General features: G+C 62.0%; 28 protein-coding genes. 7 read left to right on the top strand and 21 right to left on the bottom strand.

Going from position 1 to position 23,996, the window contains the following annotated elements:
- Positions 1–9 precede the first annotated feature (9 nt).
- The 5 genes from DTP52_RS21945 to DTP52_RS21925 are packed head-to-tail and all read right to left on the bottom strand — an operon-like array spanning position 10 to position 5,432.
- Positions 10–1,668, bottom strand: a complete 1,659-nt coding sequence (locus DTP52_RS21945) for a methyl-accepting chemotaxis protein (RefSeq protein ID WP_109755215.1) — start codon at positions 1,666–1,668, stop codon at positions 10–12.
- Between the two features lie 33 nt (positions 1,669–1,701).
- Positions 1,702–3,804: a chemotaxis protein CheA gene (locus tag DTP52_RS21940; protein ID WP_109755301.1), complete on the bottom strand. Its 2,103-nt coding sequence runs from the start codon at positions 3,802–3,804 to the stop codon at positions 1,702–1,704.
- Between the two features lie 36 nt (positions 3,805–3,840).
- A complete protein-coding gene (locus DTP52_RS21935) occupies positions 3,841–4,125 on the bottom strand; it encodes a lipid asymmetry maintenance protein MlaB (RefSeq protein ID WP_109755214.1) in 285 nt (94 codons plus the stop codon).
- 15 nt (positions 4,126–4,140) lie between these two features.
- Positions 4,141–4,509: a response regulator gene (locus DTP52_RS21930; protein ID WP_003203044.1), complete on the bottom strand. Its 369-nt coding sequence runs from the start codon at positions 4,507–4,509 to the stop codon at positions 4,141–4,143.
- 11 nt (positions 4,510–4,520) lie between these two features.
- A complete protein-coding gene (locus DTP52_RS21925; protein ID WP_371925619.1) occupies positions 4,521–5,432 on the bottom strand; it encodes a methyl-accepting chemotaxis protein in 912 nt (303 codons plus the stop codon).
- Positions 5,433–6,163: 731 nt separating this feature from the next.
- On the opposite strand from DTP52_RS21925, the gene DTP52_RS21920 reads away from it, so the two are divergent.
- Together DTP52_RS21920 and DTP52_RS21915 are read left to right on the top strand one after the other, a co-directional pair.
- Positions 6,164–7,510, top strand: coding sequence for an MATE family efflux transporter (locus DTP52_RS21920; protein WP_109755212.1), 1,347 nt, complete (start codon positions 6,164–6,166; stop codon positions 7,508–7,510).
- Positions 7,511–7,721: 211 nt separating this feature from the next.
- Positions 7,722–8,369, top strand: a complete 648-nt coding sequence (locus tag DTP52_RS21915; RefSeq protein ID WP_109755211.1) for an HAD-IA family hydrolase — start codon at positions 7,722–7,724, stop codon at positions 8,367–8,369.
- A gap of 125 nt (positions 8,370–8,494) precedes the next feature.
- Here the strand turns inward: DTP52_RS21915 and ppnN are convergent, their stop codons facing one another.
- The gene (gene ppnN / locus DTP52_RS21910; protein ID WP_025213122.1) at positions 8,495–9,868 is read right to left on the bottom strand and encodes a nucleotide 5'-monophosphate nucleosidase PpnN; all 1,374 of its coding nucleotides are present in this window, start codon (positions 9,866–9,868) and stop codon (positions 8,495–8,497) included.
- Positions 9,869–10,085: 217 nt separating this feature from the next.
- Here ppnN and DTP52_RS21905 point away from each other — a divergent pair, with 217 nt between their 5' ends.
- Positions 10,086–10,619 carry a DUF3087 family protein gene (locus DTP52_RS21905; protein ID WP_109755210.1) on the top strand — a complete coding sequence of 178 codons (534 nt, stop codon included), beginning with the start codon at positions 10,086–10,088 and terminating at the stop codon, positions 10,617–10,619.
- A gap of 4 nt (positions 10,620–10,623) precedes the next feature.
- Here the strand turns inward: DTP52_RS21905 and DTP52_RS21900 are convergent, their stop codons facing one another.
- The 8 genes from DTP52_RS21900 to DTP52_RS21865 all read right to left on the bottom strand — a co-directional run bounded on the left by DTP52_RS21900 (position 10,624) and on the right by DTP52_RS21865 (position 17,427).
- Positions 10,624–11,094, bottom strand: coding sequence for an arsenate reductase ArsC (locus DTP52_RS21900; RefSeq protein WP_109755209.1), 471 nt, complete (start codon positions 11,092–11,094; stop codon positions 10,624–10,626).
- A gap of 141 nt (positions 11,095–11,235) precedes the next feature.
- Entirely contained in the window at positions 11,236–11,415 is a 180-nt protein-coding gene (locus DTP52_RS21895; RefSeq protein ID WP_109755208.1) for a general stress protein, read from the bottom strand.
- A gap of 126 nt (positions 11,416–11,541) precedes the next feature.
- The gene (locus DTP52_RS21890; RefSeq protein WP_057450977.1) at positions 11,542–12,105 is read right to left on the bottom strand and encodes an ATP-dependent Clp protease proteolytic subunit; all 564 of its coding nucleotides are present in this window, start codon (positions 12,103–12,105) and stop codon (positions 11,542–11,544) included.
- Positions 12,106–12,221: 116 nt separating this feature from the next.
- The gene (locus DTP52_RS21885; RefSeq protein WP_109755207.1) at positions 12,222–13,277 is read right to left on the bottom strand and encodes a DNA topoisomerase IB; all 1,056 of its coding nucleotides are present in this window, start codon (positions 13,275–13,277) and stop codon (positions 12,222–12,224) included.
- A gap of 209 nt (positions 13,278–13,486) precedes the next feature.
- A complete protein-coding gene (modC, locus tag DTP52_RS21880; RefSeq protein WP_109755206.1) occupies positions 13,487–14,566 on the bottom strand; it encodes a molybdenum ABC transporter ATP-binding protein in 1,080 nt (359 codons plus the stop codon).
- Positions 14,567–14,569: 3 nt separating this feature from the next.
- Positions 14,570–15,250 (bottom strand): molybdate ABC transporter permease subunit, encoded by a 681-nt coding sequence (gene modB, locus DTP52_RS21875; protein ID WP_109755205.1) that lies wholly within the window; start codon positions 15,248–15,250, stop codon positions 14,570–14,572.
- Positions 15,251–16,003: a molybdate ABC transporter substrate-binding protein gene (modA, locus tag DTP52_RS21870; RefSeq protein WP_109755204.1), complete on the bottom strand. Its 753-nt coding sequence runs from the start codon at positions 16,001–16,003 to the stop codon at positions 15,251–15,253.
- A gap of 350 nt (positions 16,004–16,353) precedes the next feature.
- Complete coding sequence (locus DTP52_RS21865) at positions 16,354–17,427, bottom strand: nitronate monooxygenase family protein (protein ID WP_109755203.1); 1,074 nt, start codon at positions 17,425–17,427, stop codon at positions 16,354–16,356.
- 147 nt (positions 17,428–17,574) lie between these two features.
- Between DTP52_RS21865 and DTP52_RS21860 the strand changes: the two genes are divergently transcribed.
- Positions 17,575–18,063 carry a GyrI-like domain-containing protein gene (locus tag DTP52_RS21860; protein WP_109755202.1) on the top strand — a complete coding sequence of 163 codons (489 nt, stop codon included), beginning with the start codon at positions 17,575–17,577 and terminating at the stop codon, positions 18,061–18,063.
- On the opposite strand, the gene ada is transcribed toward DTP52_RS21860, so the two are convergent.
- The 5 genes from ada to DTP52_RS21835 all read right to left on the bottom strand — a co-directional run bounded on the left by ada (position 18,027) and on the right by DTP52_RS21835 (position 21,353).
- On the bottom strand, positions 18,027–19,100 hold the full coding sequence (gene ada / locus DTP52_RS21855) for a bifunctional DNA-binding transcriptional regulator/O6-methylguanine-DNA methyltransferase Ada (protein WP_109755201.1): 1,074 nt from the start codon (positions 19,098–19,100) through the stop codon (positions 18,027–18,029). The two genes, DTP52_RS21860 and ada, sit on opposite strands and share 37 nt — an antisense overlap.
- An 88-nt stretch (positions 19,101–19,188) precedes the next feature.
- On the bottom strand, positions 19,189–19,869 hold the full coding sequence (gene alkB, locus DTP52_RS21850; RefSeq protein WP_109755200.1) for a DNA oxidative demethylase AlkB: 681 nt from the start codon (positions 19,867–19,869) through the stop codon (positions 19,189–19,191).
- A complete protein-coding gene (locus DTP52_RS21845; RefSeq protein WP_109755199.1) occupies positions 19,856–20,575 on the bottom strand; it encodes a 2OG-Fe(II) oxygenase in 720 nt (239 codons plus the stop codon). Before DTP52_RS21845 ends, alkB begins: the two co-directional genes overlap by 14 nt.
- 276 nt (positions 20,576–20,851) lie before the next feature.
- On the bottom strand, positions 20,852–21,022 hold the full coding sequence (locus tag DTP52_RS31220) for a hypothetical protein (protein WP_162893818.1): 171 nt from the start codon (positions 21,020–21,022) through the stop codon (positions 20,852–20,854).
- 28 nt (positions 21,023–21,050) lie between these two features.
- A complete protein-coding gene (locus DTP52_RS21835) occupies positions 21,051–21,353 on the bottom strand; it encodes a DUF1883 domain-containing protein (protein ID WP_109755198.1) in 303 nt (100 codons plus the stop codon).
- Positions 21,354–21,555: 202 nt separating this feature from the next.
- Here DTP52_RS21835 and DTP52_RS21830 point away from each other — a divergent pair, with 202 nt between their 5' ends.
- Positions 21,556–21,909 (top strand): hypothetical protein, encoded by a 354-nt coding sequence (locus tag DTP52_RS21830; protein ID WP_109755197.1) that lies wholly within the window; start codon positions 21,556–21,558, stop codon positions 21,907–21,909.
- Positions 21,910–22,018: 109 nt separating this feature from the next.
- Positions 22,019–22,249 (top strand): hypothetical protein, encoded by a 231-nt coding sequence (locus DTP52_RS21825; protein ID WP_109755196.1) that lies wholly within the window; start codon positions 22,019–22,021, stop codon positions 22,247–22,249.
- A 3-nt stretch (positions 22,250–22,252) separates the two neighbouring features.
- Here DTP52_RS21825 and DTP52_RS21820 read toward each other — a convergent pair whose 3' ends face one another.
- Together DTP52_RS21820 and DTP52_RS21815 are read right to left on the bottom strand one after the other, a co-directional pair.
- A complete protein-coding gene (locus DTP52_RS21820; protein WP_109755195.1) occupies positions 22,253–22,534 on the bottom strand; it encodes a hypothetical protein in 282 nt (93 codons plus the stop codon).
- A 114-nt stretch (positions 22,535–22,648) separates the two neighbouring features.
- Positions 22,649–22,864, bottom strand: a complete 216-nt coding sequence (locus DTP52_RS21815; protein ID WP_109755194.1) for a hypothetical protein — start codon at positions 22,862–22,864, stop codon at positions 22,649–22,651.
- A 234-nt stretch (positions 22,865–23,098) separates the two neighbouring features.
- Here DTP52_RS21815 and galU point away from each other — a divergent pair, with 234 nt between their 5' ends.
- Positions 23,099–23,938 carry a UTP--glucose-1-phosphate uridylyltransferase GalU gene (galU, locus tag DTP52_RS21810; protein WP_003182953.1) on the top strand — a complete coding sequence of 280 codons (840 nt, stop codon included), beginning with the start codon at positions 23,099–23,101 and terminating at the stop codon, positions 23,936–23,938.
- The last annotated feature ends 58 nt before the right edge of the window (positions 23,939–23,996 follow it).

Here is a 23,996-nt window from a genome sequence, read left to right as displayed (position 1 = left end):
AACGGACCGTCAGAACCGGGTGAATTCGGATTCGTCCGGAGCGCTGGCCATGCTGTAGGCAAAGGCCTTGGGGAGCGCAGGCACGGCAGCTCGAGCCGGCTTGCGGCTGGACGGCCCCGGCGTGTTGTCCACCTTCAGGGGCTGGCTGGCCGACTTGGGCGGCGTGTCCAGGGTGAAGAAGCTCATGGCCTGTTGCAGCTGTTCGGCCTGGCTGCTCATCTCTTCGGCGGTGGCGGCCAGCTCTTCGCTGCTGGAGGCGTTCTGCTGGGTCACCTGGTTGAGCTGGGTCATGGCGGTGTTGATCTGCGCCACGCCAGCGGCCTGTTCTTCGGAGGCGGCGCTGATTTCCTGCACCAGGTCCGACGTCTTGTTGATCGAAGGGACCATCTCGTTGAGCAGGTTCCCGGCCTTTTCCGCCATATCGACGCTGCTGGACGACAGCTCGCCGATTTCCTGGGCCGCGACCTGGCTGCGTTCGGCCAGTTTGCGCACTTCAGCGGCGACGACGGCGAAGCCTTTGCCGTGTTCGCCGGCGCGGGCCGCTTCGATGGCCGCGTTGAGCGCCAGCAAGTTGGTCTGGTAGGCGATGTCGTCGATGATGCTGATGCGCTGGGCGATTTTTTTCATCGCCACCACGGTCTGCTGCACCGATTCGCCGCCGTCGGTGGCTTCCTTGGCAGCCTTGCTGGCCATGCCGTCGGTGACTTTGGCGTTCTCGGTGTTCTGGTTGATGCTGGCGCTCATCTGCTCGATGGACGCACTGGTTTCCTCGACGCTGGCCGCCTGTTCGCTGGTGGCCTGGCTCATGGATTGCGCAGTGGCGCTGACTTGTTCCGAAGCACTGGCCAGGTTATCCGCGGCGTTGCGCACTTCACCGATGATGTGCGAGAGCTTGCCGACCATGTTCTGCATGGCGTTGAGCACCATGCCGGTTTCGTCCTTGGAGCCGCCTTCGATTTTCGCGTTCAGGTTGCCTTCGGCCAATTGCTCGGCGACGGTTGCGGCCTGTCTCAATGGGCGGGAGATGATGCGCGAAATGAACAGCGCCAGGCCCAGGCCCGCCAGCAAGGCGGCAACCAGTACCACGATGATCGACAGGCGCGCTTTTTCATACAGTGCGGTGCCTTTCTCGCTGGCGGCGCCCGCACCGGCGTCATTGAGTTCCACCAGTTTTTGCAAGTCGGAGGTCACCAGGTCGAACTGACGCTTCGACTCGCCCTTGAGCAGCGCGTGGGCCTGCTCGGTCAGGTTTTGCCGAGACAGCGCGAGCAGGTCTTTGCTGATGGTCAGGTAAGTGTTCCAGTCGTTGCGGGTGGTTTCGAACAACTGGCGGTCTTCGGCGTTGGACAACAGTTTTTCATACGTCGCCAAGCGAGTTTCGAATGCCTTTTTGGCTTCGTCGGCTTCCTGTTCAAGGGTCGCGCGCTCCGGCTCGGAGTCGGCGGTAATGTGGCGATTTTCCTTGAGGCGGTAGCTTGCGCCAAAGAAGCGCATGCCCGAGGCCGCGCGCATGGAGGGCATCCAGTTTTCGCGGATTTCAAGGGCGGTGTCGTTCACCTGGCCCAGTTGGATAATCGAGAACACTCCCATGACGGCTGTCAGCGCCAGCACCACAAGAAATGAAGTGATCAGTTTGGTGGCGATTCTCAGGTCGTAGAACCATTTCATTGGGAAGTACCTCTCCATGGAATTGCTAAAGCGTCAGCGAGCGTTGGCTTGTTGTAATTGAGTTGGGGTGTAGCGGTTTTCCACTTGGGCGATCTGGGTGAGCAGCGCCGGCACGTCGAGAATCAACGCCACGGCGCCGCTGCCCAGGATGGTCGAGCCGCTGATGCCGCGAAGGGCGCCGAACAGCTTGCCCAGCGGCTTGATCACGGTCTGGAATTCACCCAGCAAGTCATCCACCACCAGCCCGGCCTTGAGTTCGGCGTAGCGCACCACCACCACGTTCTGCCGGCGCGCGGCCGGGCCTTCATGGCTGAAGTGATCGCGCAGGTAAACCAGCGGCAACACCTCGCCGCGCAGGTCGAGGTAGCCTTGTTCGCGGCTGGCGAGTCCATCGTCTTCGCTCAGCTCGATGCATTCCTGGACCATGTCCAGCGGAATGACGTAGGTCGACTGACCGATGCCCACCAGAAAACCGTTGATGATCGCCAGGGTCAGCGGCAGGCGGATGCGCACCACGGTGCCCTTGCCAGGTTGGCTGTCCAGGTCGACGGTGCCGCGTAGCAGGGTGATGTTGCGCTTGACCACGTCCATGCCCACGCCGCGCCCCGAAAGGTTGGTCACGGCCTGGGCGGTGGAGAAGCCGGGCTCGAAGATCAGGTTGTAGATTTCCTGGTCGGTGGGGCTGGCCCCCGGCGTCACCAGGCCACGCTCCTGGGCTTTTTCAAGGATTCGGTCGCGGTTCAGGCCGGCACCGTCGTCGGCGATCTCCAGCACGATACTGCCCGAGTCGTGATAGGCGTTGAGGTGCAAATGCCCCTTGGCCGGTTTGCCCGCCGCCCGCCGCGCCTCGGCGGTTTCGATGCCGTGGTCCATGGCGTTGCGCAGCAGGTGCATGAGCGGGTCGCCGATTTTTTCCACCACGGTCTTGTCCAGCTCGGTCTCCGCACCGCTGATGATCAGGTCGATGTCCTTGCCCAGTTCCTGACTGACATCGCGCACCACCCGACGGAAACGGTTGAAGGTTTCGCCGATGGGGATCATGCGCAGGCGCAGGGCGCCGTCGAGAATTTCTTCCACCAGCCCGGACACGGATGAGGTGGCTTCCTGCAACGGGTCGTTGTGGCAGGTGCGGGCCAGCAGGCTGGCGCCGGCGCTGGCGATGACCAGTTCCCCCACCAGGTTGATCAGCTCGTCGAGCTTGTCGGCATTGACCCGTACATAGGTGCCGTCCTTGGCCTTGCTGTCGCTGGTCACCGCCTGTTTGTCGGTGGCGATCTGGGCGGGCATGCGCGGCGTCTTGCGCTGGTCGGACAGCAACTCGCCGGTGGCGACCAACGCGGTGGTTTCCTCGGCCGGTTCCGGCGATGTGGTCACCATGCCAGTGTTGGCTTGGGGGGCGACGTCGTCATCCAGGGCAACGATCTCGATCACGCAGTCTTCCCGGACGAAGTCGAACACTTCGTTGATCGCCCCATGGCTGGCGGCGGAGCGAAACTCGATGTCGAAGCCCAGGTAGCAGGACTCGGCGTCCCAGGCGTCGGCGGCGGGCAGGGCGTCGGTCAAGGTGACGATGTCGACGATTTCACCCAGGGTTTGCAGATAACGCAGGAATGACAGCGGGTCCATGCCGTTGCGGAACACGTCGTGGCCGAAGCGCAGGGAAATGTGCCAGAGCCGTGTTTCGCCGGGTTCGCTGGTTGCGGTTTCATGGGCAGGCGTCGGGGCCGCAGCGGGCGAGGGCGCCTGGTACTCCTGCAGGATCTGGCACAGTTCCACTTCCCGCTGCAGGGCCGGTGGCGGCAGCGCTCCACCCTGGTTGGCGGCCACGTTGATCAGTTCCAGCATGTGATCGCTGGACTTGAGCAGCACCGCGATCAGGCCGGCGTCCACCTCGACGCTGCCGTTGCGCAGGCGATCGAGCACGTCTTCGACGATGTGGGTGAAGCTGACGATCGGTTCCAGGCCAAACAGCCCGGCCGAGCCCTTGATGGTGTGGGCCGCCCGAAAGATCGCGCCGATGGCGTCGTCGTCGCCGGGGTCGGTTTCCAGTTGCAGCAGCGACTCTTCCATCGCTTGCAACTGTTCCCGTGCCTCGACGATGAAGGTCTGCTGTGCCTGATCCAGATTGATGCTCACGCTCATATCCTTTGTCGTGTCCGACGTATTGCAGCCCTAGGCAACCAGGTTGCACAGGGCAAGTGTTTGCGTAACTGCCTTGCTTTGGCCGGTCAGTGTCAGCTGGGTCCCGGCCCGGGACGCCTCGCGCTGCACCATCAGCAGTAGTTGCAGGCCGGCCCCGTCCATCTCGGTGATCTGCGACAGATCGAGGGCCATTCGCGGTGTTGCGCCCAGGTGCGGTAACCATTGCGCGGCCAGGTCGGCGGCGGTGTAGATCGTCAGCTCGCCGTCGATGTGCACCTGGGCGGTGTCATCCTGTGTTTCGTAGTGCAACGGCATTGGAGCCTCCGGTCATCAGGGAAGAATCAGCTTGGATACCGCTGCCAGCATCTGCGCCGGCTGGAACGGCTTGACCACCCAGGCCTTGGCCCCGGCGGCCTGGCCTTCCTGTTTCTTCGATTCCTGGGATTCGGTGGTCAGCATGATGATTGGCGTGAACTTGTAGCTGGCCAGCTTCTTGACCTCCTTGACGAAGGTGATGCCGTCCATGTTGGGCATGTTCACGTCACTGATGATCAGGTGCACTTTCTGGCCATTGAGCTTGCCCAGCGCATCCTTGCCATCGCTCGCCTCGATCACGTCATAGCCGGCACTTTTCAACGCGATGCCGACCACCTGCCGAACGCTCGCGGAGTCGTCGACAACCAATACACTTTTAGCCATGAAAGGCTCTCCTAAAAGAAGGTTATTTCCTGTGAAACCTGTTGCGCACTCGAGTCGCCGTGGTGGTTGCGGCGTTGCTCGTCGGTGGCGTAAGTGGTCTCCATGCGCGCCAGCCATTGGCGGGCATCGATGGAGACGGCCTGGTCGGGCGACTGACTGGCCTGATGCAGGTGCACATGCAGGTCCTCGATGTTGTCGCGCACGTGGCTGAGGATCTGGCTGACCCGATCCTGGAATTGCAGGCTGACCAGCACTTCGGTGAGTTCATCGCGAATGCCGAAGCTTTCCCGCTGCAGCATGTCGGCCGAGTCGGCCAACCGGCCAGTGACACTCTTGAAGCGCTCCAGCACCTGCTGGATGCTTTGCTCGGAGGCACTGACCGAATGGCTGTCCTGGTCGGCTCCGCTGGACGCGGCATGGACCAGTTGGGTGATGGCGGTGTTGATGATGTCGACCTTGGCCGACATCTGCTGGCCGGTCTCGCTGGACTTGCTCGACAGGCTGCGCACGGCGTCGGCCACCACGGCAAAGCCACGCCCGGCTTCGCCGGCACGGGCGGCTTCGATGGCGGCGTTGAGCGCCAGCAGGTTGGTCTGTGCGGCAATCGCCGCGACATCGGCGGCCATGGTCCGCAGCTCGCCGGTATAGGCCGTCAGGTTACGCACCTGGGCCAGGGTTTCATCGCGGCTGGCCTGGGTGGCTTTCAGCGAGTCGATGACCTTGACCAGTTCACCTTCGCTCTGGGCCAGTACTTGCACGGCGCCGCCACCGCTGCTGCCGGCCAGTTCACCGGCGGCCAGTTGCGAAGCCTGCACGGTGTCTTCCAGGCGTGACGAAATGCCGGTGAAGCGGCTGGTCAGGGAGACGATTGCGGTTTCGGTCTGTTGCCGGGAGCTTTCGACCTGCTTGGCCCAGATCGGCATGGCCCCGAGAATGACTTCGTTGAGTTGTGCGTGGGTTTTATGGGCCAGCTGCTCGCTGCCTTGCAGGTCGTGGTGGGCCATGGCGGCGGCCAGGGCGCTGTCGAACTGCTGGCGTTGCGAACGCGCACCCCATACGCCAGCACCGACGCCCAAGGCCAGGATCGCCACGCTCAAACCGATGTTTTGCCCACTCGCACCATTGAGCGCCAGCACGCCAATGCTCGCGGCAATGGCCACTAGCACAGCACTCCAGAGGATGCGTGGTTTTGATTGGGAAAGGGGATGACCGTGAGAATACGACGTCATGGTTCGGTCCTTGAACAGTGTTGCCAACAGGTTATTTGCGAATAACTGGTTATCTGCGACCCTCGTTCGGACTTTAAGACCGGCTGTCCGATTCCGGTATTGCTGTAGGCATTGACCTACGCAGTACGTGGCACTGTGCTACTTCAGATTAGACGCAGTCTGGAAAATGTCGAATGCACCCGACGAAGGTCGGGTGACTTTGTGGCGAGGGGATTTATCCCCGTTGGGGTGCGAAGCAGCCCCCCTGCAAGATGAGCGCAATCCATCTGTCATAGCGAGGTGTCGGGTTTGGGGTCGCTTCGCAACCCAGCGGGGATAAATCCCCTCGCCACAAGAGTGTTCTCCAGTTGATTCTTTGAAACAGACGCAATGGATTGAGCTAAATTACCCCGCATCGGATTTTCGAACCTGCCATCAGAGTCCCCATGCCCACCCAGCCCCTCTGGAAAACCTATCTCCTGTTCCTGATCCCCATGGTTCTGTCCAACTTCCTGCAGTCCATGTCCGGCACATTCAACAGCATCTACATCGGCCAGATGCTTGGCACCCAGGCCTTGGCGTCGGTGTCGGGCATGTTTCCCATCGTGTTTTTCTTCATCGCTCTGGTGATCGGCCTGGGCGCGGGGGCGGGGGTACTGATCGGGCAGGCCTATGGCGCCGGCGAAACCGGCACGGTGAAGGCGATTGCTGGTTCGACCTTGTTGCTGGGGGCGATCATCGGCCTGGTGGCGGCGGTGCTGGGTAGCGTCTTTGCGCGCCAGGCGTTGCAAGGGCTCGGCACGCCGGCCGATGTGCTGGAGGACGCCGTTTCCTATGCCCGGGTGATGCTGTGGATCCTGCCGATGTTGCTGGTCTTTGTGCTGTTCACCCAACTGCTGCGCGGGGTGAGCGATACGGTGTCACCGATGTTGGCGTTGCTGGTGTCCACCAGTGTCGGGTTGATCCTGACGCCAGCGTTGATTCGCGGCTGGCTGGGGCTGCCGCAGATGGGCATCCAGAGCGCGGCATTGGCGGGGCTGGCGGGGACGACGTCGGCGATGCTGATGCTGGCGTGGCGCCTGAACCGTCGCGCGCACGCCTTGGCACCGGACCGTGCGTTGTTCGCGGCGATGCGCCTGGACATGGACATCCTTGGCAAGGTGCTGCGCATCGGCCTGCCCACGGGGTTGCAGATGGTGGTGATTTCGTTGTCGGAGCTGGTGATCCTGGCGCTGGTCAACCGCCACGGTTCCCAGGCCACGGCGGCTTACGGCGCGGTGACGCAGATCGTCAACTATGTGCAGTTTCCGGCGCTGTCGATTGCCATCACCGCCTCGATCCTTGGCGCCCAGGCCATCGGTGCCGGACGCCTGGAGCGCCTGGGGCCGATCCTGCGCATGGGGCTTGTATTCAACCTCTGGCTCACCGGTGGACTGGTGCTGCTGGGCTATCTGCTGTCCCACTGGCTGCTGGGGCTGTTCATCACCGACCCGGCGGCCCGGGTCCAGGCCGAACACTTGCTGCATATCATGCTCTGGAGCTTGCTGGTGTTCGGCTTCCAGGCGATTGTCGGCGGCATCATGCGGGCCAGCGGCACGGTGCTGGTGCCGGTCGCCATCTCGATCTTCTGCATTGTCGGTGTGCAGGTGCCAGCGGCGTACCTGTTGGACGCTCACTTCGGGCTGCAAGGGGTGTGGATGGCGTTCCCGGTGGCTTACCTGGGCATGCTGTTGTTGCAGACGCTGTATTACAAGCTGGTGTGGCAGCATCAGCCGATCGAGCGCCTCGTTTAGATCGCCGTTTTGTAAAACAACACAAACGCCCTGTGTGCGAACCTGTGGGAGCAAAGCTTGCTCGCGATGACGTCGTCACATACAACGCCCCCCATGGGCTTTGAAACCGCTATCGCGAGCAAGCTTTGCTCCCACAGGTTCTGCTCCCACAGGTTCGGTGCCTGGCGATGTTACAGTGGCTGTTATCCACCCCTTCATCATTGAGGATCCGATGCCAGACCACCGTTCCTACCGCGCCTTCCTCTTCGACATGGACGGCACCCTGCTCAATTCCATCGCCGCCGCCGAGCGCATCTGGACACGCTGGGCCCTGCGCCACGGCGTGGACGTGGCGACGTTCCTGCCGACGATCCATGGCGTGCGCGCCATCGACACCATCGCCCGCCAGCATCTGCCGGGGGTGGATGCCCAGGCCGAGGCTGAGCAGATTACCCGGGAGGAAATCGAGGATGTCGAAGGCGTGGTGCAAGTGGCCGGTGCGGCTGCGTTTCTGAAAGGCCTGCCGCCTAGCCAATGGGCGATTGTCACTTCGGCGCCGATGGCACTGGCCTTGCGGCGTATGGACGCCGCCGGGATTCCACGCCCCTTGGTGATGGTCACTTCCGAAGATGTCAACGATGGCAAGCCCAACCCGGCCTGCTATCGACTGGCCGCAGAGCGCTTGCAAGTGGCGCCGCAGGAATGTCTGGTCTTTGAAGACGCAGATGCCGGCATCCGCGCTGGCGAGGCATCAGGGGCCGACGTGATGGTGGTGACGGCGACCCATACGCACCCGGTGGTCACCCACCATCCGCAGATCAAGGATTACCTTGGGCTTGCTGTTGAGATGAATGAAGCCGGCCTGATACGGATTCAGTAACCGCACAAGTCCTCTGTGGGAGCGAGCCTGCTCGCGATAGCGGTGGGTCAGCTTGCATCAATATTGGATGTGCCGACGCCTTCGCGAGCAGGCTCGCTCCCACAGGGGAGCGAGGACTTTGCGGCTCAGGTCACCACGCGATAGCACGGCACATACGCCGCGCCGCCCGGCAGTTTCATGCGGTGCTGGGCGACGAAGGCCTGGAGCAGGCGGTCGAGGGGTTCCATGATGGCGGCGTCGCCGTGGATTTCGTACGGGCCGTGCTCTTCGATCAGGCGGATGCCCTTGTCCTTGACGTTACCCGCCACGATGCCCGAGAACGCCCGGCGCAGGTTGGCCGCCAGTTCGTGGGCGGGCAGGTCGCGGCTCAGGCCCAGGCTGGCCATGTTGGCGTGGGTCGGGTCGAACGGGCGCTGGAAACCTTCGTCGATCTTCAGCAGCCAGTTGAAGTGGAAGGCGTCGTTGCGCTCGCGGCGGAACTGCTTGACCTCCTTGAGCCCCTGGGTCATCTGCCGTGCCACTTCGGCCGGGTCGTCGATGATGATCTGGTAGTGCTTCTGCGCCGCCTCGCCCAGGGTCGCACCGACAAACGCGTGCAACTGATCGAGGTACGGCGCGGCGCTTTTCGGCCCGGTGAGGACCACCGGGAAGGGCAGGTCCTGGTTGGCCGGGTGCATCAGGATGCCCAGCAGATAGAGGAATTCCTCCGCCGTACCGGCACCGCCCGGAAAGATGATGATGCCGTGGCCGACGCGCACGAAGGCTTCCAGGCGCTTCTCGATGTCCGGCAGGATCACCAACTCATTGACGATCGGGTTCGGCGCTTCGGCCGCGATGATGCCCGGCTCCGTCAGGCCCAGGTAGCGACCGCCATGGATGCGTTGCTTGGCGTGGGCGATGGTGGCGCCTTTCATCGGGCCTTTCATCACGCCGGGGCCGCAACCGGTGCAGATGTCCAGGCTGCGCAAGCCCAGTTCGTGGCCGACTTTCTTGGTGTATTTGTATTCTTCGGTGTTGATCGAGTGACCGCCCCAGCACACGACGATTTTCGGCTCCACGCCAGGGCGCAAGGTGCGGGCGTTGCGCAACAGGTGGAACACGTAGTCGCTGATGCCCTGGGACGAGCTCAGGTCGATGCGCTGGCTGTCCAGTTCGTTCTCGGTGTAGACGATGTCGCGCAGGGCGCTGAAGAGCATCTCGCGGGTGCTGGCGATCATCTCGCCGTCGACGAACGCATCGGCTGGCGCGTTCAGCAGCTCCAGGCGCACACCGCGGTCCTGCTGGTGAATACGGATCTCGAAGTCCTTGTAGGCTTCCAGGATGGTCTTGGCGTTATCAACATGGGCGCCAGTGTTGAGGATGGCCAGGGCGCACTGGCGGAAGAGGGTATAGATACTGCCGGAACCGGCTTCGCTCAGTTGCTGGACTTCGCGCTGGGACAAGGTCTCCAGGCTGCCCTTGGGGCTTACCGAGGCGTTGATTACATGTCTTTGAGTCATTCAGCTTTCCTTGAAAACGATGCCATGCACACAACGACGGCATCTTGAAAAAAACGTCCACGCAGAAAGATCGCACGATCCTTGCGCTATCGCCATGGACTTTGATCCGGACCCGGCGAGTCGGTTGCGCTACAAAATGAGCCCCAGCATAGCTAAATCGACCGGGCAGGCGATAATGCGTGACTCTTTTGATGCCGTACAAGGAAATTGCACCGCGATGTTCGAGATCAAACCGTGGGATGGCGACACCTACCGCAAGCAGACCCGCCGCAGCACCCTGATCATCGCGGTGGTGTTCCTGGCCCTGGCGATGCTGCTGTCCAGCCTGGCGGTGATGCTGTTCGGTACGCCGGGGGGCGCTAACTTTCGTTTCAATCTCGGCGGGGTGATTGTCGCGGTGCTGGCGATGGCGGCGCTGATGCGCCTGTATTTCTGGTCGCAGCCGTGGATGGCCGCGGCGGTGTACGGTTGGCAGCTCAAGCGCAGCCTGATGAAAATCACCAACGTGATGCATCAGGTGACCGCCGGCGTGCAGGCCCAAGACCCCACCGCCATGAAATTGCTGCGTTTCTACCACCTGGGGTTGGCCCAGATGCATCAGTTGGATGCCAACTCCAGCGCCCAGGGCTCGCTGGCCCGGGAGGCCGACGCGCACTTGGCGAAGATGCAGGCGCTGGGCCTGGATCCTGAACAGTCGCGCCTGGACCCGAGCTGGATCGAGACGCTGAAGCAGGCTTATCGCGCAGGTTGATCGCTCAGAGGGTGCCGATGCGGTCGAGCTCGGCTTTCAAGGCCTGGGCGTCGAGCTGGTCGAAGGGCAGGGCGAAAAAGGCCCTGCAGCGGGTTTCGATACGGTCCAGCGTGCTGTGGAAAGCCTGGCTGATCTGATCGTCGCTGCCTTGGACTTCCGACGGATCCGCCAGGCCCCAATGGGTCTTGATCGCCGGGCCAAAGTACACCGGGCAAGCTTCATTGGCGGCGTTGTCGCACACCGTGATGACGATGTCCGGCGGGTTGCTTTCGAAGGCGTCGTTGCCCTTGCTGCGCAAGCCTTTGATGCTGATGCCGGCCTCCTGCAAGGTACTCAGGCTGCGCGGCAGCACCTGGCCCTTGGGGAAGCTGCCGGCGCTGACGGCTTCGAACTCGACGGGAGCCAGGTGGTTGAACATCGCTTCGCTGAGAATGCTGCGACAGCTGTTGGCTGTGCACATGAAGAGGACTTTCATCGATCGGCTCCGATAAGCGCAAGGTAGGGCTGCGCCGGAGTATATGCGGACAATCGAATATATGGAATTTCGTATTTGTGATGAGGATATGAGCAGATAGCACCAGGGCGCAGGATGCCTGCGCCCCAGCGGTTGGGAGAGTTACGATTTTCTGCCGCCGCCTTGGCCGCGTTCACTGCCTTTGTTACCGGCGCCGGTGCCTTTTTGCCGGTCGTTGGCAACGTTGCCGCCCGACGCTTGTCCGCCTTTCTTGCCGGCTTCAGATGCCTTTTCACGATCGTTTGCGAAGTTGCCTGGGTTTTTGTTTCCGCTACTGGCCATCTCGAGAATCCTCATTTTGGTTGAGCGAGCAACGTGCCTCGCATTATTTGGGAAAGAAAATGGCCGGGGGAAGTTTAAAAAAACTCTCTGGCTGGCGACGAATGGTCAGCCCGTGGATGTGTAGTTCTAATCCTCGCCGCCGCTGACTTTCCAATGCTTGGCATCTGTCGGAAAAACCACTTGCTCGACTCGATGGGCAATGCCGAATGCCAGGGAGTTTTCCGCCGGAATGACCCGTTCCTCGGCGCACAGGCATTTGAAGATATCCAGCTGTGTCGCGGCGCCGGCGGTCTCCTTGACGTAGATTTCCACATAGCGCGCCACGTCGTTGTCCAGGCTGGACAGGTATTCGCGCAAGCGTGAATGGTCCACCGATTTCTGGCCGAAGTACCAGTTCATCGGGTGGATCAGAAAACGCGAGTGCGGGGTGGTGGTGCGGTCGCTGGCGGCCAGGTACATGACGATGCCCATCGACTCTATGTTGCCGGCGTTCACCGCACGTACTGGCACCGGAAGGGACTTGATGAAGGTGTAGAGGGTGAAACCGAAGTTGGTACTGCCACCGACCGTGGAGAGATTGAGCATCAGCGAATCGGCGCCTTTTTCGATGGCTTCCAGGCAATTGTCCCGGAAGCGTTCCGTGGTGCCCTGATCGATCTGGCAATGGAAATGGACAATGTGTTCGGACATCTGAAACTCCTGTCGACTTCATCCGTTGACGTGCCTGCGCAACGGTGGCGCTGTACAGTTGGGAGTCCAGCGGTCTGCGGATGTTCCTCATCCAGGGCTAGCAGCCCATGGACGCATCAAGCCGGTTGCTGTTGTTCGCACGCCTGGGCGGCGTCTGTCATGCGCTGCAGGAACAGCGTCAACCCGGCTTCTTCCTCACTGAGCCCTTTGCGTGCCCGGGGTTTGGGCAGTTCCCCCAGGGCGCCGAGCAGGAAACCCTCGACCACTGCAGGATGAATGTAGCACTTGCGACAGACGGTCGGCGTGTTGCCCAGTTGCCGGGCGACGTGCCTGACCATCTCGGCCACGTGTTTCTTGGCCTCGGTCTCGGTTTCCCAACGCAGCGTCCGCAGCCCGGCCAGGGCCGCCGCACTGCCGGCCCAGGTGCGGTAGTCCTTGGCGGTGAAGTCCGCACCGGTGAGGGTCTTGAGGTAGGCGTTGATGTCCGAAGAAGTGATGGCGTGGCGCTCGCCGTGTTCGTCCAGATACTGGAACAGGTTCTGCCCGGGGATCTCCTGGCAGCGCTTGATGATCCGTGCCAGGCGCCGGTCTTTCACGGTGATCTGGTGTTCGACGCCGCTCTTGCCGCGGAACTGGAAGGCGATGGCGCTGCCGTTGACCTCGACATGTTTGCTGCGCAGGGTCGTCAGGCCGTAGGAGCGATTGTCTCGGGCGTACTGGGTGTTGCCGACGCGGATCAGGGTTACGTCCAGCAAGGTGATGACCGTGGCCATGACCTTGTCGCGGCTGAAACCGGGCTGGGCCAGGATCTCTTCCAGGCGTTTGCGCAAGCGCGGCAGGGTGCGGCCGAATTCGAGCATGCGCGAGTATTTGTCCGCATCGCGCACTTCACGCCAGCGCGCGTGGTAACGGTATTGCTTGCGGCCCCGGGCATCGCGACCGGTGGCCTGGAGATGGCCGCGTGGGTCGGTGCAGATCCACACATCGGTGTAGGCAGGCGGTACGGCCAAGGCGTTGATGCGTTGGATTTCGGCGGCGTCGGTAATCCGCTGGCCCTGCGGGTCGAAGTAGCAGAACTTGCCGCGCAATTTGCGCCGGGTGATGCCCGGGGCGGTGTCGTCGACGTAATGCAGGTCGGCCGGCAGTGCGTCCGGGGGCAGGGTGTCGGGCATGAAAAAAGTCCTTGGCAGCGAATCCGGTGGCCTGTGAATTCATTGACCGCAGGCTGTTGCGGACGTGCCAAGTTTCTGAAGGGGACAGGAACCCCTGTGGGAGCGAGCCTGCTCGCGATGGCGTCAGACCAGCCCACATCAATGTTGACTGAACCACCGCTATCGCGAGCAGGCTCGCTCCCACAGTGAGATCATCTGGCTACGGGGTCCTACGCCAACACCGCCACCGCCTTGATCTGCGCCCACAACACCTGCCCCGGATGCAGCTTCAACTGGTCGCGCGAATACCGGGTGATACGCGCCAACAGTGGCGTGCCGGCGGCTTCCAGACGGATCAGCACATGGGCGGCGTTGTCGGCGGCCTGTTCGCTGACCACGGTCACTGGCAGGCGATTGAGGATGCTGGTCTGGGCGTCGTTTGCCAGGCTCAGGCTGACGTCCCGGGCCTGGACCTTGAAGCGCAGCGGCTGGCCGAGGGCCAGGGACGTGTGGGTCACACGTACGTTCAGTTGGCTGCCGGGCAGGTTCAGGGTCAGCAATTGATAAGTCGGGTCATAACCGCTGACCTTGCCCTCGATCACCACCCCAGCGTCATCCCCCAGGGCCAATGGCAGGTCGAGCCGGGCCAGGGTCTCACCGATGGGGCCGCTGGCCTGAGCGCGGCCAGCATCGAGCAGCACGATGTGGTCGGCCAGGCGCGCCACTTCGTCCTGGGAATGGCTGACGTACAGCACCGGGATATCCAGCTCATCGTGGAGCCGTTGCAGATACGGCAGGATTTCGTTTTTGCGCCGGGTATCGAGGGCCGCCAGCGGCTCATCCATCAACAACAGCCGCGGGCTGGTGAGCAAGGCGCGGGCGATGCCCACCCGCTGGCGTTCGCCGCCGGACAGGTTGTGCGGCGGCCGATCGAGCAAGGGGCCGATGCCCAGCAAGTCGGTCGCCTGGTCCATATCCACCCGTCGTTGAGCCGGCGCAATGCGCTTGAGGCCGAACGCCAGGTTGGCCCGCACCGACAAATGGGCGAACAGGCTCGCCTCCTGGAACACATACCCCACTGGCCGTTTATGGGGCGGCACGAATACACCGTGTTCGCTGTCCTGCCACACGTCGCCATTGACCTCGATAAAACCACGGGGCGGCCGCTCCAGCCCGGCGATGCAGCGCAGGCAGGTGGTTTTGCCGGAACCGGAAGGCCCATACAGTGCGGTCACGCCACGGCCTGGCAGTTGCACATCCAGGTCCATTGAAAAAGCCCCATGGTCGAGCTGCAAACGCGCGTGAATCATCGATCAGCTCCAACCGGCACGGGTTCTGCGGCTGGAGTACAGCGCCAGCAGCACAACGAATGAAAACACCAGCATCGCCGCCGCCAGCCAGTGGGCCTGGGCATATTCCAGGGCTTCGACATGGTCGTAGATCTGTACTGACACCACCCGGGTTTTCTCCGGGATGTTGCCGCCGATCATCAGTACCACGCCGAATTCGCCGACGGTGTGGGCAAAGCCGAGAATCGCCGCAGTGATAAAACCGGGGCGGGCCAGGGGCAGGACGACGCTGAAGAAAGTATCCCAGGGACTGGCCCGCAGGGTGGCGGCGACTTCCAGGGGGCGGTTACCGATGGCGGAAAAGGCGTTCTGCAATGGCTGCACCACAAACGGCATGGAATAGATCACCGAGCCGATCACCAACCCGGTGAAGCTGAAGGTGAGGGTGCCCAACCCGAGGGTCTGGGTGAGCTGGCCGATCCAGCCGTTAGGCCCTAACGCCAGCAACAGGTAAAAGCCGATCACCGTGGGCGGCAATACCAACGGCAACGCCACCACCGCACCCACCGGCCCGCGCAGCCAGGAGCGGGTGCGCGACAGCCATAAGGCGATGGGCGTGCCGATGAGCAGCAGGATCACCGTGGTCAACGACGCCAGTTTCAGGGTCAGCCAGATCGCTGCGAAGTCGGCACTGGTCAGTGGCATTTAGCGTTGATAACCGTAGGCTTGGATGATGGCGGCGGCTTTCGGTCCCTTGAGGTAATCCACCAGCGCCACGGCGGCCGGATTGTTACGGCCTTTGCCAAGGATCACCGCGTCCTGTTTGATCGGGTCATGCAGTTCGGCCGGGACGATCCAGGCCGACCCCCCCGTTACCTTGCCGTCCTTGTACACCTGGGACAGTGCAACGAAGCCTAGCTCGGCGTTGCCGGTGGAAACGAATTGATAGGCCTGGGTGATGTTCTGGCCTTCGACAATCTTGCTCTTGACCTGCGCGGCCAACCCCAGCTTGTCCAGTACCTGGGTCGCGGCCAAGCCATAGGGCGCGGCCTTCGGGTTGGCGATGGACAGGTGCTGGAAAGCGTTGCCCTTGAGGACCTGGCCCTGGCCGTCGACATAACCGTCCTTGGCCGACCACAGCGCCAGCGTGCCGACGGCATAGGTGAAGCGCGAGCCCTTGACGGTGTCGCCTTCGCTTTCGAGTCTGGCCGGGGTGCTGTCGTCGGCAGCGAGGAAGACCTCGAACGGCGCGCCGTTCTTGATCTGCGTGTAGAACTGTCCGGTCGCACCGTAGGCGGCCACCACTTTGTGCCCGGTGTCTTTTTCGAAATCGGCGGCGATGGCCTGGAGCGGGGCGGTGAAATTGGCGGCAACCGCCACTTGCACCTCATCGGCCTGGACGGTGCCAACGGTAAACAGTGTGGTCAGCAGCAACGGCGCGAAGCGGGGAAAGGGCATGGGGACGGCTCCGTAGGGTCATATTCGCTATATACCAGAATATATAGCGAATGACTGGCAAACGGAACGCGGCAATTTGTCGGGGACATTGGTGTGAGAGGACTGCCGCCATCGCGAGCAGGCTCGCTCCCACATTGGATTTCGAGTGTTCGCAAGGTCTGTGCCCAACACCAACCCTGTGGGAGCCGAGCTTGCTCGCGATAGCGGCAGCACATTCAGCACTGATGCAAGCTGATCCACCGCCATCGCGAGCAAGCTCGCTCCCACAGGTCTACCAAGTGCTGTGTTCGCCACAGATCCTCTGTGGGAGCGAGCCTGCTCGCGATGGCGGCCTGACAGGCGATGATGAGTCAGGAACTGCCACGGCTGTTCAATCGGGCCAATGTCTCCTCGGCCAGCCGCCGGGTCAGCTCGGCGCTCGACAACTCGCGACCCAGGGGAAACGCCTGGCCGGCCCAGAGGTTGCTGAAGTCCGCTTCATCCTTGGCGCGCAACGGCATCAAGGCCCCGCCGGCCAGGGGAAAGGCCGGGGCCAGCGGGCTCATCGGGCCCACTTCGCGCATCACCCGGTTGACGATGCCCCGGGCCGGGCGGCCGGTGAACAGGTTGGTGACGGCGGTCTGGCTTTCCTTGGCTGTGCGCAGCGCCCGGTGATGGGACGCGCTGATCTTGGCCTCGGGCGTGAACAGATAGGCGCTGCCCAGTTGCACCGCCGAGGCGCCAAGGGCGAACGCGGCGACGACTCCCCGCGCATCCCCGATTCCGCCAGCAGCGATCACCGGCACCTTCACCGCGTCCACCACCTGGGGCAACAAGGCGAACAGCCCGACCTGGGTATTGAGGTCGTCACTGAGAAACATCCCGCGATGCCCGCCTGCTTCATAGCCCATGGCGATGATCGCGTCGCAACCGTGCTGTTCCAGCCAGATGGCTTCCTCGACGGTGGTGGCCGACGAAAGGATTTTCGCGCCAGTGGCCTTCACTCGATCCAGCAAGGATTTTTCCGGCAGGCCGAAGTGGAAACTGACCACTTTCGGACGCATCTCCTCCAGCACACGGCAGGCCGCATCATCGAACGGCGTGCGGTTGGACACCGGCGTCGGCGCGTCGAAGTCCGCGCCCAGTTCCTGGTAGTACGGCTTGAGCCGCTGCTTCCAGGCCTCGGCCCGCTGTTCATCGAACGCCGGCGGCTGGTGACAGAAAAAATTCACATTGAATGGCTTGTCGGTCTGTTCACCGATGGTCGTCAGTGCCTGGCGCAGTTGCTCGACATCCAGCATCGCCGCCGGCATCGAACCCAGCCCGCCGGCATTGCAGGTCGCCACCACCATGGCCGGCCCGGTCACCCCGGCCAGCGGCCCCTGGATAATCGGCAGCTCGATTCCGAGCAGGTCAAGAATGCGCGTATCTGGCCACTGGCTCATGTGCGGGTCTCCGACGGCAGAAAGGAAACAGCGTTTTTAGCAGGTGTACCCCGGCCAAGGCCAGTCGAGTTTTCAATGGCGCACCGTAACTTGATCCCCACAACGGGAGGGTTACCATGCGGCTTCATTCATCAAGGAGCCTGACTCATGGAAGTGAAACTCAAGACCGTCGAACCTTTCACCGTGGCCGGCCTGCAGGTGCGTACCCGCAACACCGACGAGCAGCAACCCGACACGGCCAGGATCGGTCCGATGTGGCAGCAGTTCTTCACCGAAGAGCTGTTCGACACGATTCCGGCCAGGCAGTCGGAGTCGTTCGTCTACGGGGTGTATTCCAATTACGAGTCCGACGCCACCGGCTATTTCGACGTGACGGCCGGGGTGCAGGTGGATGCGACCAGCGCAGGCTACCCCGCCGTGGACATCGAAGGCGGGGACTACCTGATGTTTGCGGCCAAAGGGCCGATGCCCGATTGCGTAATCCAGACCTGGGGCCTGATCTGGGCGTACTTCGCCGATAACCCGCAGACACTGCGTCGCTTCACCACCGATTTCGAGGTCTACAGCGGCGACGAATCCGTGGCGATCTACATTGGCGTTCAGTCCGCGGACGAGCGTTCCAGCGCCAGCAACTGACGCTTGCGTTCCACGCCCCAGCGATAGCCCGACAGGTTGCCGTCGCTGCGCACCACCCGGTGACAAGGGATCGCCACCGCCAGGCTGTTGGCACCGCAGGCCTGGGCCACGGCGCGCACGGCCTTGGGCATGCCGATGCGCTGGGCGATCTCGGCGTAGCTGGCGGTGCTGCCCGGTGGAATGTCCCGCAGGGCTTGCCAGACCCGCTCCTGGAACGCGGTGCCGCGCAGGTCCAGGGGCAGGTCCAGGCCCAGCGCCGGGGCTTCGATAAAGCCCACTACTTGGGCGATCAACTGCTCGAATTCGCGGTCGGCACCGATGAGATTGGCCCGACGGAATTTGTCTTGCAGGTCCCGCACCAGCGTGTCCGGGTCGTCTCCCAGCAGGATCGCGCACACGCCACGTTCGCTTTGCGCCACCAGGATCGCCCCGAGGGAGCATTGGCCGACGGCGAAACGGATGTCGGTGTTCTGGCCTTTGGCGCGGTAGGCGGTGGGTTTCATGCCGAGGACTTTGTCGGCGGCTTCATAGAAGCGGCTGTTGGAATTGAAACCGGCGTCGTACAGCGCATCAGTGATCGTCCCACCATCGGCCAGGCGCTCGCGCACCCTGCGTGAGCGATGGGCGGCGGCGTAACCCTTGGGGGTCAGGCCGGTGATGGCCTTGAAGATCCGATGAAAATGGAAGGGGCTCAAGCCGGCGCTGGCTGCCAGTTCATTCAGCCCCGGCAGCTCCTCGGCCGCCTCGATCTGCCGGCAGGCCGCCGCGACCCGGGCCGCTTGTTGGGCGGCGACCTGGGTCTGGTCCCTGGCCGCGCGCTTGCTGGGGCGATAACCGGCTGCCTGGGCTTGTTCCGGGGTGTCGAAGAACTCGACGTTACGCGGGTTGGGCAGCCGAGACAGGCTGCTGGGGTGGCAGTAGATGCCGGTGGTTTTCACGCCATAGACGAATTGCCCATCGGCGCGCGGATCCCGGGCGAGCACGGCGGCCCAGCGCGGATCCAGTTCAGGGGCGAGATTGTTCGAAGTGCTGTTCATGGTCGTTATGTCCATTGGCCCGTTTTGTCTACAGTAGCGAGCCTGTGGGGTGGCAACACTCCGGGTCTTGCGGTTGAATTCTGCACCGTCATCCGGCGGTGCGAAACGTCAGGTTGATCCGCTGGCTGCCCAGGCGCGGATGCTGTCCTTCCTTAAGGGGCAGCACGCCGTGGTAACGCAAGCGGTCCACGCCGCCCCAGACCACGATGTCGCCGTGCAGCAACGGGATGCGCAGGCTCTTGTCGCTGCGCTCGAAGCCGCCGAACTGGAACACCGCTGGCAAGCCCAGGGACACCGAGACGATGGGGGCGGCGAGGGAACGTTCGTTCTTGTCCTGATGCAGCGACATCCGCGCGCCGGGCACGTAGCGGTTGATCAGGCAGCTGTCGGGCTCGAAATGCTCGAACTGTGCCTGCCGGGCGGCGGCCTGGGCCAGCTCGCGAAACACCGCCGGCATCTCGGGCCAGGGCTGGCCGGTCTGCGGGTCATGGGCGGTGTAGCGATAGCCGCTGCGGTCGGTGGTCCAGCCCAGCGCGCCGCAACTGCTCAGGGCCACCGACATGGTAAAGCCGCCGGGCGTGACCATCTGCCGGAACGGCGCGGCCTGCAAGACGCTTTCCAGGGCCGGCAGCAAATGCTCCAGCCAGGGCAGGGCGAACCCGCGTAGCACGAAGGATTGTTGGCCGATCTGTTCGACCTGGCCGGGCGTGGTGGGCGCCTGGTCGGCGAACAGGTCCAATGTGAGCGGTGTGTCACTACTGCGCATCATGAAAAATGATTCCCAAGGTGTGCCGCCTGCCGCTGTGCACGCAGCTGACGCCATGACGCATGTTCACCCGATAATAACCGCGAACGCCTTTGACCGGCCGTTGATGCACGGCAAATACCACTGCATCGCCCTGTTTCAGATCGATGACCTGCGGCCGCGATTGCATGCGCGGGCGTTGCTCGGTCAGCACGAACTCACCGCCGCTGAAGTCCCGGCCCGGTTCCGACAACAGGATCGCGACTTGCAGTGGGAACACCTGCTCGCCGTACAGATCCTGGTGCAGGCAGTTGTAGTCCTGGGGGCCGTATTGCAGCAACAACGGCGTAGGACGTTGCTGCCCGGCGACATGGCAGCGTTGAATAAAGTCTGCGTGCTCGTCGGGGTATCGCACCTCAAGGCCCATGCATTCGTTCCAGCGGTTCGCCAGCGGTACCAGCTGCGGATACAAGGATTGACGCAATTGCTGGACGAGGTCGGGCAACGGATAGCGAAAATACTGATACTCGCCGCGCCCGAATCCATGGCGGGCCATGATCACCCGGGAACGAAAAAGCCCGGGTTCGGCGTACAAATCACTGAGCAGCCGGCATTGCGCTGGCGGCAGCAGGTTGCGAATGATTGCACAGCCGTCCTGGTCGAGGCTCTGTTCCAGGGCGGGCCAGTCAAGGTCGGCGAGGTGTTGGGGCAGGGAAGGCGTAGGGGGCACGATAGCAATCCTGTTGGGAAGGACTGTTCAGTCTGCGTAGTGCTGCGTTGCCGGGCACTCCGATTCTTGCGGTGCGCAGCCATTCCCTGTGGCGAGGGAGCTTGCTCCCGCTGGGCGGCGAAGCCGACCCAAACTCACTGACGCATTCTTTCAGGTAGACCGCGCCAGCAGGTTTTACGACTGCTGCGCAGCCGAGCGGGAGCAAGCTCCCTCGCCACAAGAGCATGGCGTTCACTGGCCATGGGGCCATCAGCTGAAATCAATCGGGATGAGCCGTTACAGCGCTTTGCTGACACCGATTTCGCTGATCACATCGTCGGTTTCGCCATGCAGTTTCTGCAACGCGGCCCTGGCTTCTTCCTCGGTGCCGTTTTCCAGTTGCGCGAATTCGAAGCGGCGTTCGCCGTTGAGCTTGTACTTGATGACGTATTTGGTCGTCTGGGCCACGGTTTTACCTTTCTTGAAGGGGCGATGCTCAGCTCAGTTTCGAGCTGGAACGCCGGATGATTTTGATCTTGTGAGTCAGGTTCGGCTTGCGCGTGACGCTGATTGCACGGCGGTTGACGGTGTCGATGGTGATGTTCCAGAAACCGGTGCTAGGGGCGGTGATCCTGGCCGGGAAGGTGTCGAACGCGCCGCCGTGATAAGTGTGCCGGCCGCCGTTCTTGAAGCTGCGGAAGTTGGCGTCGTTCATCAAACGGATGTTGCACATTTGGGAGCATTCGATGACGACGATGTCGTCTTCGTTCAGGTGCTCGCGCTGGTGAATGAATTTCATGGGGCGCCTCCAGAGGGCTTTTTCTACCAAATCAAAACGATAGCAAGGGCAATGATGCGCAGTTTATCAGCCCCGAGTGTTAATATCCGGCCCGCGCTCCAGGCTTTGTTCATTTATCGCAGGAAGCGGGATAAAAAAAGCGGTGCGGTACCGGAGAAAAACGGCATCTGCACTGTCGGAGGGTCTTTATTGGAGGAATCATATGAAGCGCAGCGTGTGGGTGTTGGCATTGGCCATGAGTGGATGTGCATCGGTATCGGACATCAACCAGACGCCGCCCACCATGAGCGTCATTTCCGGAAAGAAACCCCACGAATATGCCAAGTGTGTTTCTGACAAACTGGCCAGCAGCCGTGGTCCATTGCAAGTGGAGCCGCACAAGAATGGTGGTGTGCGGCTGATCGTCCCGGGCAAACTGTCGACCCTGCCGGCTGCGGTGTTCGACATTGACGAGCGCTCCAGTGGCAGCAGCATCAAGCTGCACGAAAGCATGTCCAACGTACCGGTACGTCCGGGCGACGTGCAGGATGCGGCCAACGCCTGCATTTCCGGCTGATCGCAGGCTGCGCCTGACGAGCGGGCCGGGCATCGGATAAACTGTTGCCCTCGACAAAAAATGCCGCCACGGTCAACGTTGGCGGCATTGTCATTTATGGAGTCAGTCGATGAAGCGCGAGCAGGTGCGTGAGCGCCATGCAGAAGGTCTTATATCTGCCACTCATGTGATCCAGAATCCGGCGAGCCCGGGCGAATGGATCGTGTTCTTCAAGAAAAGCGCCGGGCGCAGCTTTTTCCTGGTGGATGAGCAGGACGAAGTCGAATCCTTCAGCAGCCTCGACGAACTGATCGAGACCATACGCGGCCTGGGTATCAAGTTCGCCGAGATCCACATGTAGTTCTTACTTGCACACCACCACGACACTGCGGCTGGTGTAGTTGCCGACGTCGACACCCAGGGTCTTTTCGCTTTCCTTGGCCTGCGGTGTGCCATCGGTGCCGACGATGCGGTAGCCGGTGCCGGCACAGGACGCATCGGCTTTTTCATAACAGGTGGCCCAGTCATTGGCTTCGCCGGAGCAATCGATGGCCAGTCCCTGCTCGCCATTTGCCAGGTAGGTTTTTTCGGCAGAGGCACAGCCCGCCAAGGCCAGGACGGCAAACAGCGCCAAAAGTGTTTTCATGGAATCGTCATCAGGAAGGGAGGGCAGGCGCGAGAATATAGCGAATGGCCATTCCGGTACAGATAAACAAAGCCCCGTTCAATGCCGTGCGTCATTTACTTGAGGCTTGTCTGTTTACTTCTTGCGGCGGGGGCTGCGTGCGGGGGCGGTGTCGCGTTCTTTCGCCGCAGGCGCGGCGCGTTCGTCCTGGAAAACCGCGGCCACTTCCACGGCCATGGCCTTGCTGGGCAAGGGGCCGGCGACCTGCTCACCGTGGTAGTTGATAATCCACCATTGGCCGTCCTTGTCCTGGCTGACCGAATAACCGTTTGCGTTTCTTGTTGCCGACATCTAGTTGCCTCATTGGCGTGATCAAGGCCGCCATGATACGTCAAATGCTCGCAAACAGCGCTTACTGGCGTAGAGTGGGGCCGCTGCAGCCATCGAAACGAAAGGCGATTGAACTATCCGTCGTTTTTTATTTCTCTATGATGGCATCGGTTGGCCAGTGCGGGCATTGTAAGGTGCCCGTCGCCTGATTAGACTGCGCCGAAACTCGTACACACCGCCTTTTCAAGGACTTATATGATCAAGAAATGCTTGTTCCCAGCAGCCGGTTACGGTACTCGCTTCCTGCCAGCGACTAAAGCCATGCCCAAAGAAATGCTGCCGGTGGTGAACAAGCCACTGATCCAGTACGGCGTCGAAGAAGCCCTCGATGCGGGCCTGACTGAAATCTCCATCGTGACTGGCCGCGGCAAGCGCGCGCTGGAAGACCATTTCGACATCAGCTACGAGCTGGAAAACCAGATCAAGGGCACCGACAAGGAAAAATACCTGGTCGGCATCCGCAAACTGCTGGATGAGTGCTCGTTCTCCTACACCCGCCAGACCGAAATGAAAGGCCTGGGCCACGCGATCCTGACCGGTCGCCCACTGATCGGTGACGAACCGTTCGCCGTGGTCCTGGCGGACGACCTGTGCGTCAACCTCGAAGGCGACGGCGTACTGACCCAGATGGTCAAGCTGTACAAGCAGTTCCGCTGCTCCATCGTGGCGATCCAGGAAGTCGATCCGCAGGAAACCAACAAGTACGGCGTGATTGCCGGCGAAATGATCCGCGACGACATCTACCGCGTCCACAGCATGGTTGAAAAACCAAAACCTGAAGACGCACCGTCGAACCTGGCGATCATCGGTCGCTACATCCTGACCCCGGACATCTTCGACCTGATCGAACAGACCGAGCCAGGCAAGGGCGGTGAAATCCAGATCACCGACGCCCTGATGAAGCAGGCCCAGAACGGCTGCGTCATGGCCTACAAGTTCAAGGGCAAGCGTTTCGACTGCGGTGGCGCCGAAGGCTACATCGACGCGACCAACTTCTGCTTCGAGAACTTCTACAAGACCGGCAAGGCTTACTGATAGCCTGCGCCGCGCCTTGAAAAACGCCCCGACTGGTTCGGGGCGTTTTTTTTCTACA

Source organism: Pseudomonas sp. 43mfcvi1.1, assembly GCF_900115935.1.
Lineage (GTDB): Bacteria > Pseudomonadota > Gammaproteobacteria > Pseudomonadales > Pseudomonadaceae > Aquipseudomonas > Aquipseudomonas bijieensis.
This window is presented reverse-complemented; position numbering and strand designations above follow the sequence as displayed.

Coding starts and splice junctions, on each gene's coding strand:
- DTP52_RS21905 (WP_109755210.1), top strand. CDS start 10,086: ATGTTCGAGATCAAACCGTGGGATGGCGACACCTACCGCAAGCAGACC.
- DTP52_RS21885 (WP_109755207.1), bottom strand. CDS start 13,277: ATGCCCGACACCCTGCCCCCGGACGCACTGCCGGCCGACCTGCATTAC.
- DTP52_RS21835 (WP_109755198.1), bottom strand. CDS start 21,353: ATGAAATTCATTCACCAGCGCGAGCACCTGAACGAAGACGACATCGTC.
- DTP52_RS21895 (WP_109755208.1), bottom strand. CDS start 11,415: ATGGCCAGTAGCGGAAACAAAAACCCAGGCAACTTCGCAAACGATCGT.
- DTP52_RS21890 (WP_057450977.1), bottom strand. CDS start 12,105: ATGTCCGAACACATTGTCCATTTCCATTGCCAGATCGATCAGGGCACC.
- modA (WP_109755204.1), bottom strand. CDS start 16,003: ATGCCCTTTCCCCGCTTCGCGCCGTTGCTGCTGACCACACTGTTTACC.
- alkB (WP_109755200.1), bottom strand. CDS start 19,869: ATGATGCGCAGTAGTGACACACCGCTCACATTGGACCTGTTCGCCGAC.
- DTP52_RS21930 (WP_003203044.1), bottom strand. CDS start 4,509: ATGGCTAAAAGTGTATTGGTTGTCGACGACTCCGCGAGCGTTCGGCAG.
- ppnN (WP_025213122.1), bottom strand. CDS start 9,868: ATGACTCAAAGACATGTAATCAACGCCTCGGTAAGCCCCAAGGGCAGC.
- DTP52_RS21935 (WP_109755214.1), bottom strand. CDS start 4,125: ATGCCGTTGCACTACGAAACACAGGATGACACCGCCCAGGTGCACATC.
- DTP52_RS21860 (WP_109755202.1), top strand. CDS start 17,575: ATGGAAGTGAAACTCAAGACCGTCGAACCTTTCACCGTGGCCGGCCTG.
- DTP52_RS21825 (WP_109755196.1), top strand. CDS start 22,019: ATGAAGCGCGAGCAGGTGCGTGAGCGCCATGCAGAAGGTCTTATATCT.
- modB (WP_109755205.1), bottom strand. CDS start 15,250: ATGCCACTGACCAGTGCCGACTTCGCAGCGATCTGGCTGACCCTGAAA.
- DTP52_RS21915 (WP_109755211.1), top strand. CDS start 7,722: ATGCCAGACCACCGTTCCTACCGCGCCTTCCTCTTCGACATGGACGGC.
- galU (WP_003182953.1), top strand. CDS start 23,099: ATGATCAAGAAATGCTTGTTCCCAGCAGCCGGTTACGGTACTCGCTTC.
- DTP52_RS21920 (WP_109755212.1), top strand. CDS start 6,164: ATGCCCACCCAGCCCCTCTGGAAAACCTATCTCCTGTTCCTGATCCCC.
- DTP52_RS21815 (WP_109755194.1), bottom strand. CDS start 22,864: ATGTCGGCAACAAGAAACGCAAACGGTTATTCGGTCAGCCAGGACAAG.
- DTP52_RS21900 (WP_109755209.1), bottom strand. CDS start 11,094: ATGAAAGTCCTCTTCATGTGCACAGCCAACAGCTGTCGCAGCATTCTC.
- DTP52_RS21830 (WP_109755197.1), top strand. CDS start 21,556: ATGAAGCGCAGCGTGTGGGTGTTGGCATTGGCCATGAGTGGATGTGCA.
- modC (WP_109755206.1), bottom strand. CDS start 14,566: ATGATTCACGCGCGTTTGCAGCTCGACCATGGGGCTTTTTCAATGGAC.
- DTP52_RS21865 (WP_109755203.1), bottom strand. CDS start 17,427: ATGAGCCAGTGGCCAGATACGCGCATTCTTGACCTGCTCGGAATCGAG.
- ada (WP_109755201.1), bottom strand. CDS start 19,100: ATGAACAGCACTTCGAACAATCTCGCCCCTGAACTGGATCCGCGCTGG.
- DTP52_RS21820 (WP_109755195.1), bottom strand. CDS start 22,534: ATGAAAACACTTTTGGCGCTGTTTGCCGTCCTGGCCTTGGCGGGCTGT.
- DTP52_RS21925 (WP_371925619.1), bottom strand. CDS start 5,432: ATGCCGATCTGGGCCAAGCAGGTCGAAAGCTCCCGGCAACAGACCGAA.
- DTP52_RS21945 (WP_109755215.1), bottom strand. CDS start 1,668: ATGAAATGGTTCTACGACCTGAGAATCGCCACCAAACTGATCACTTCA.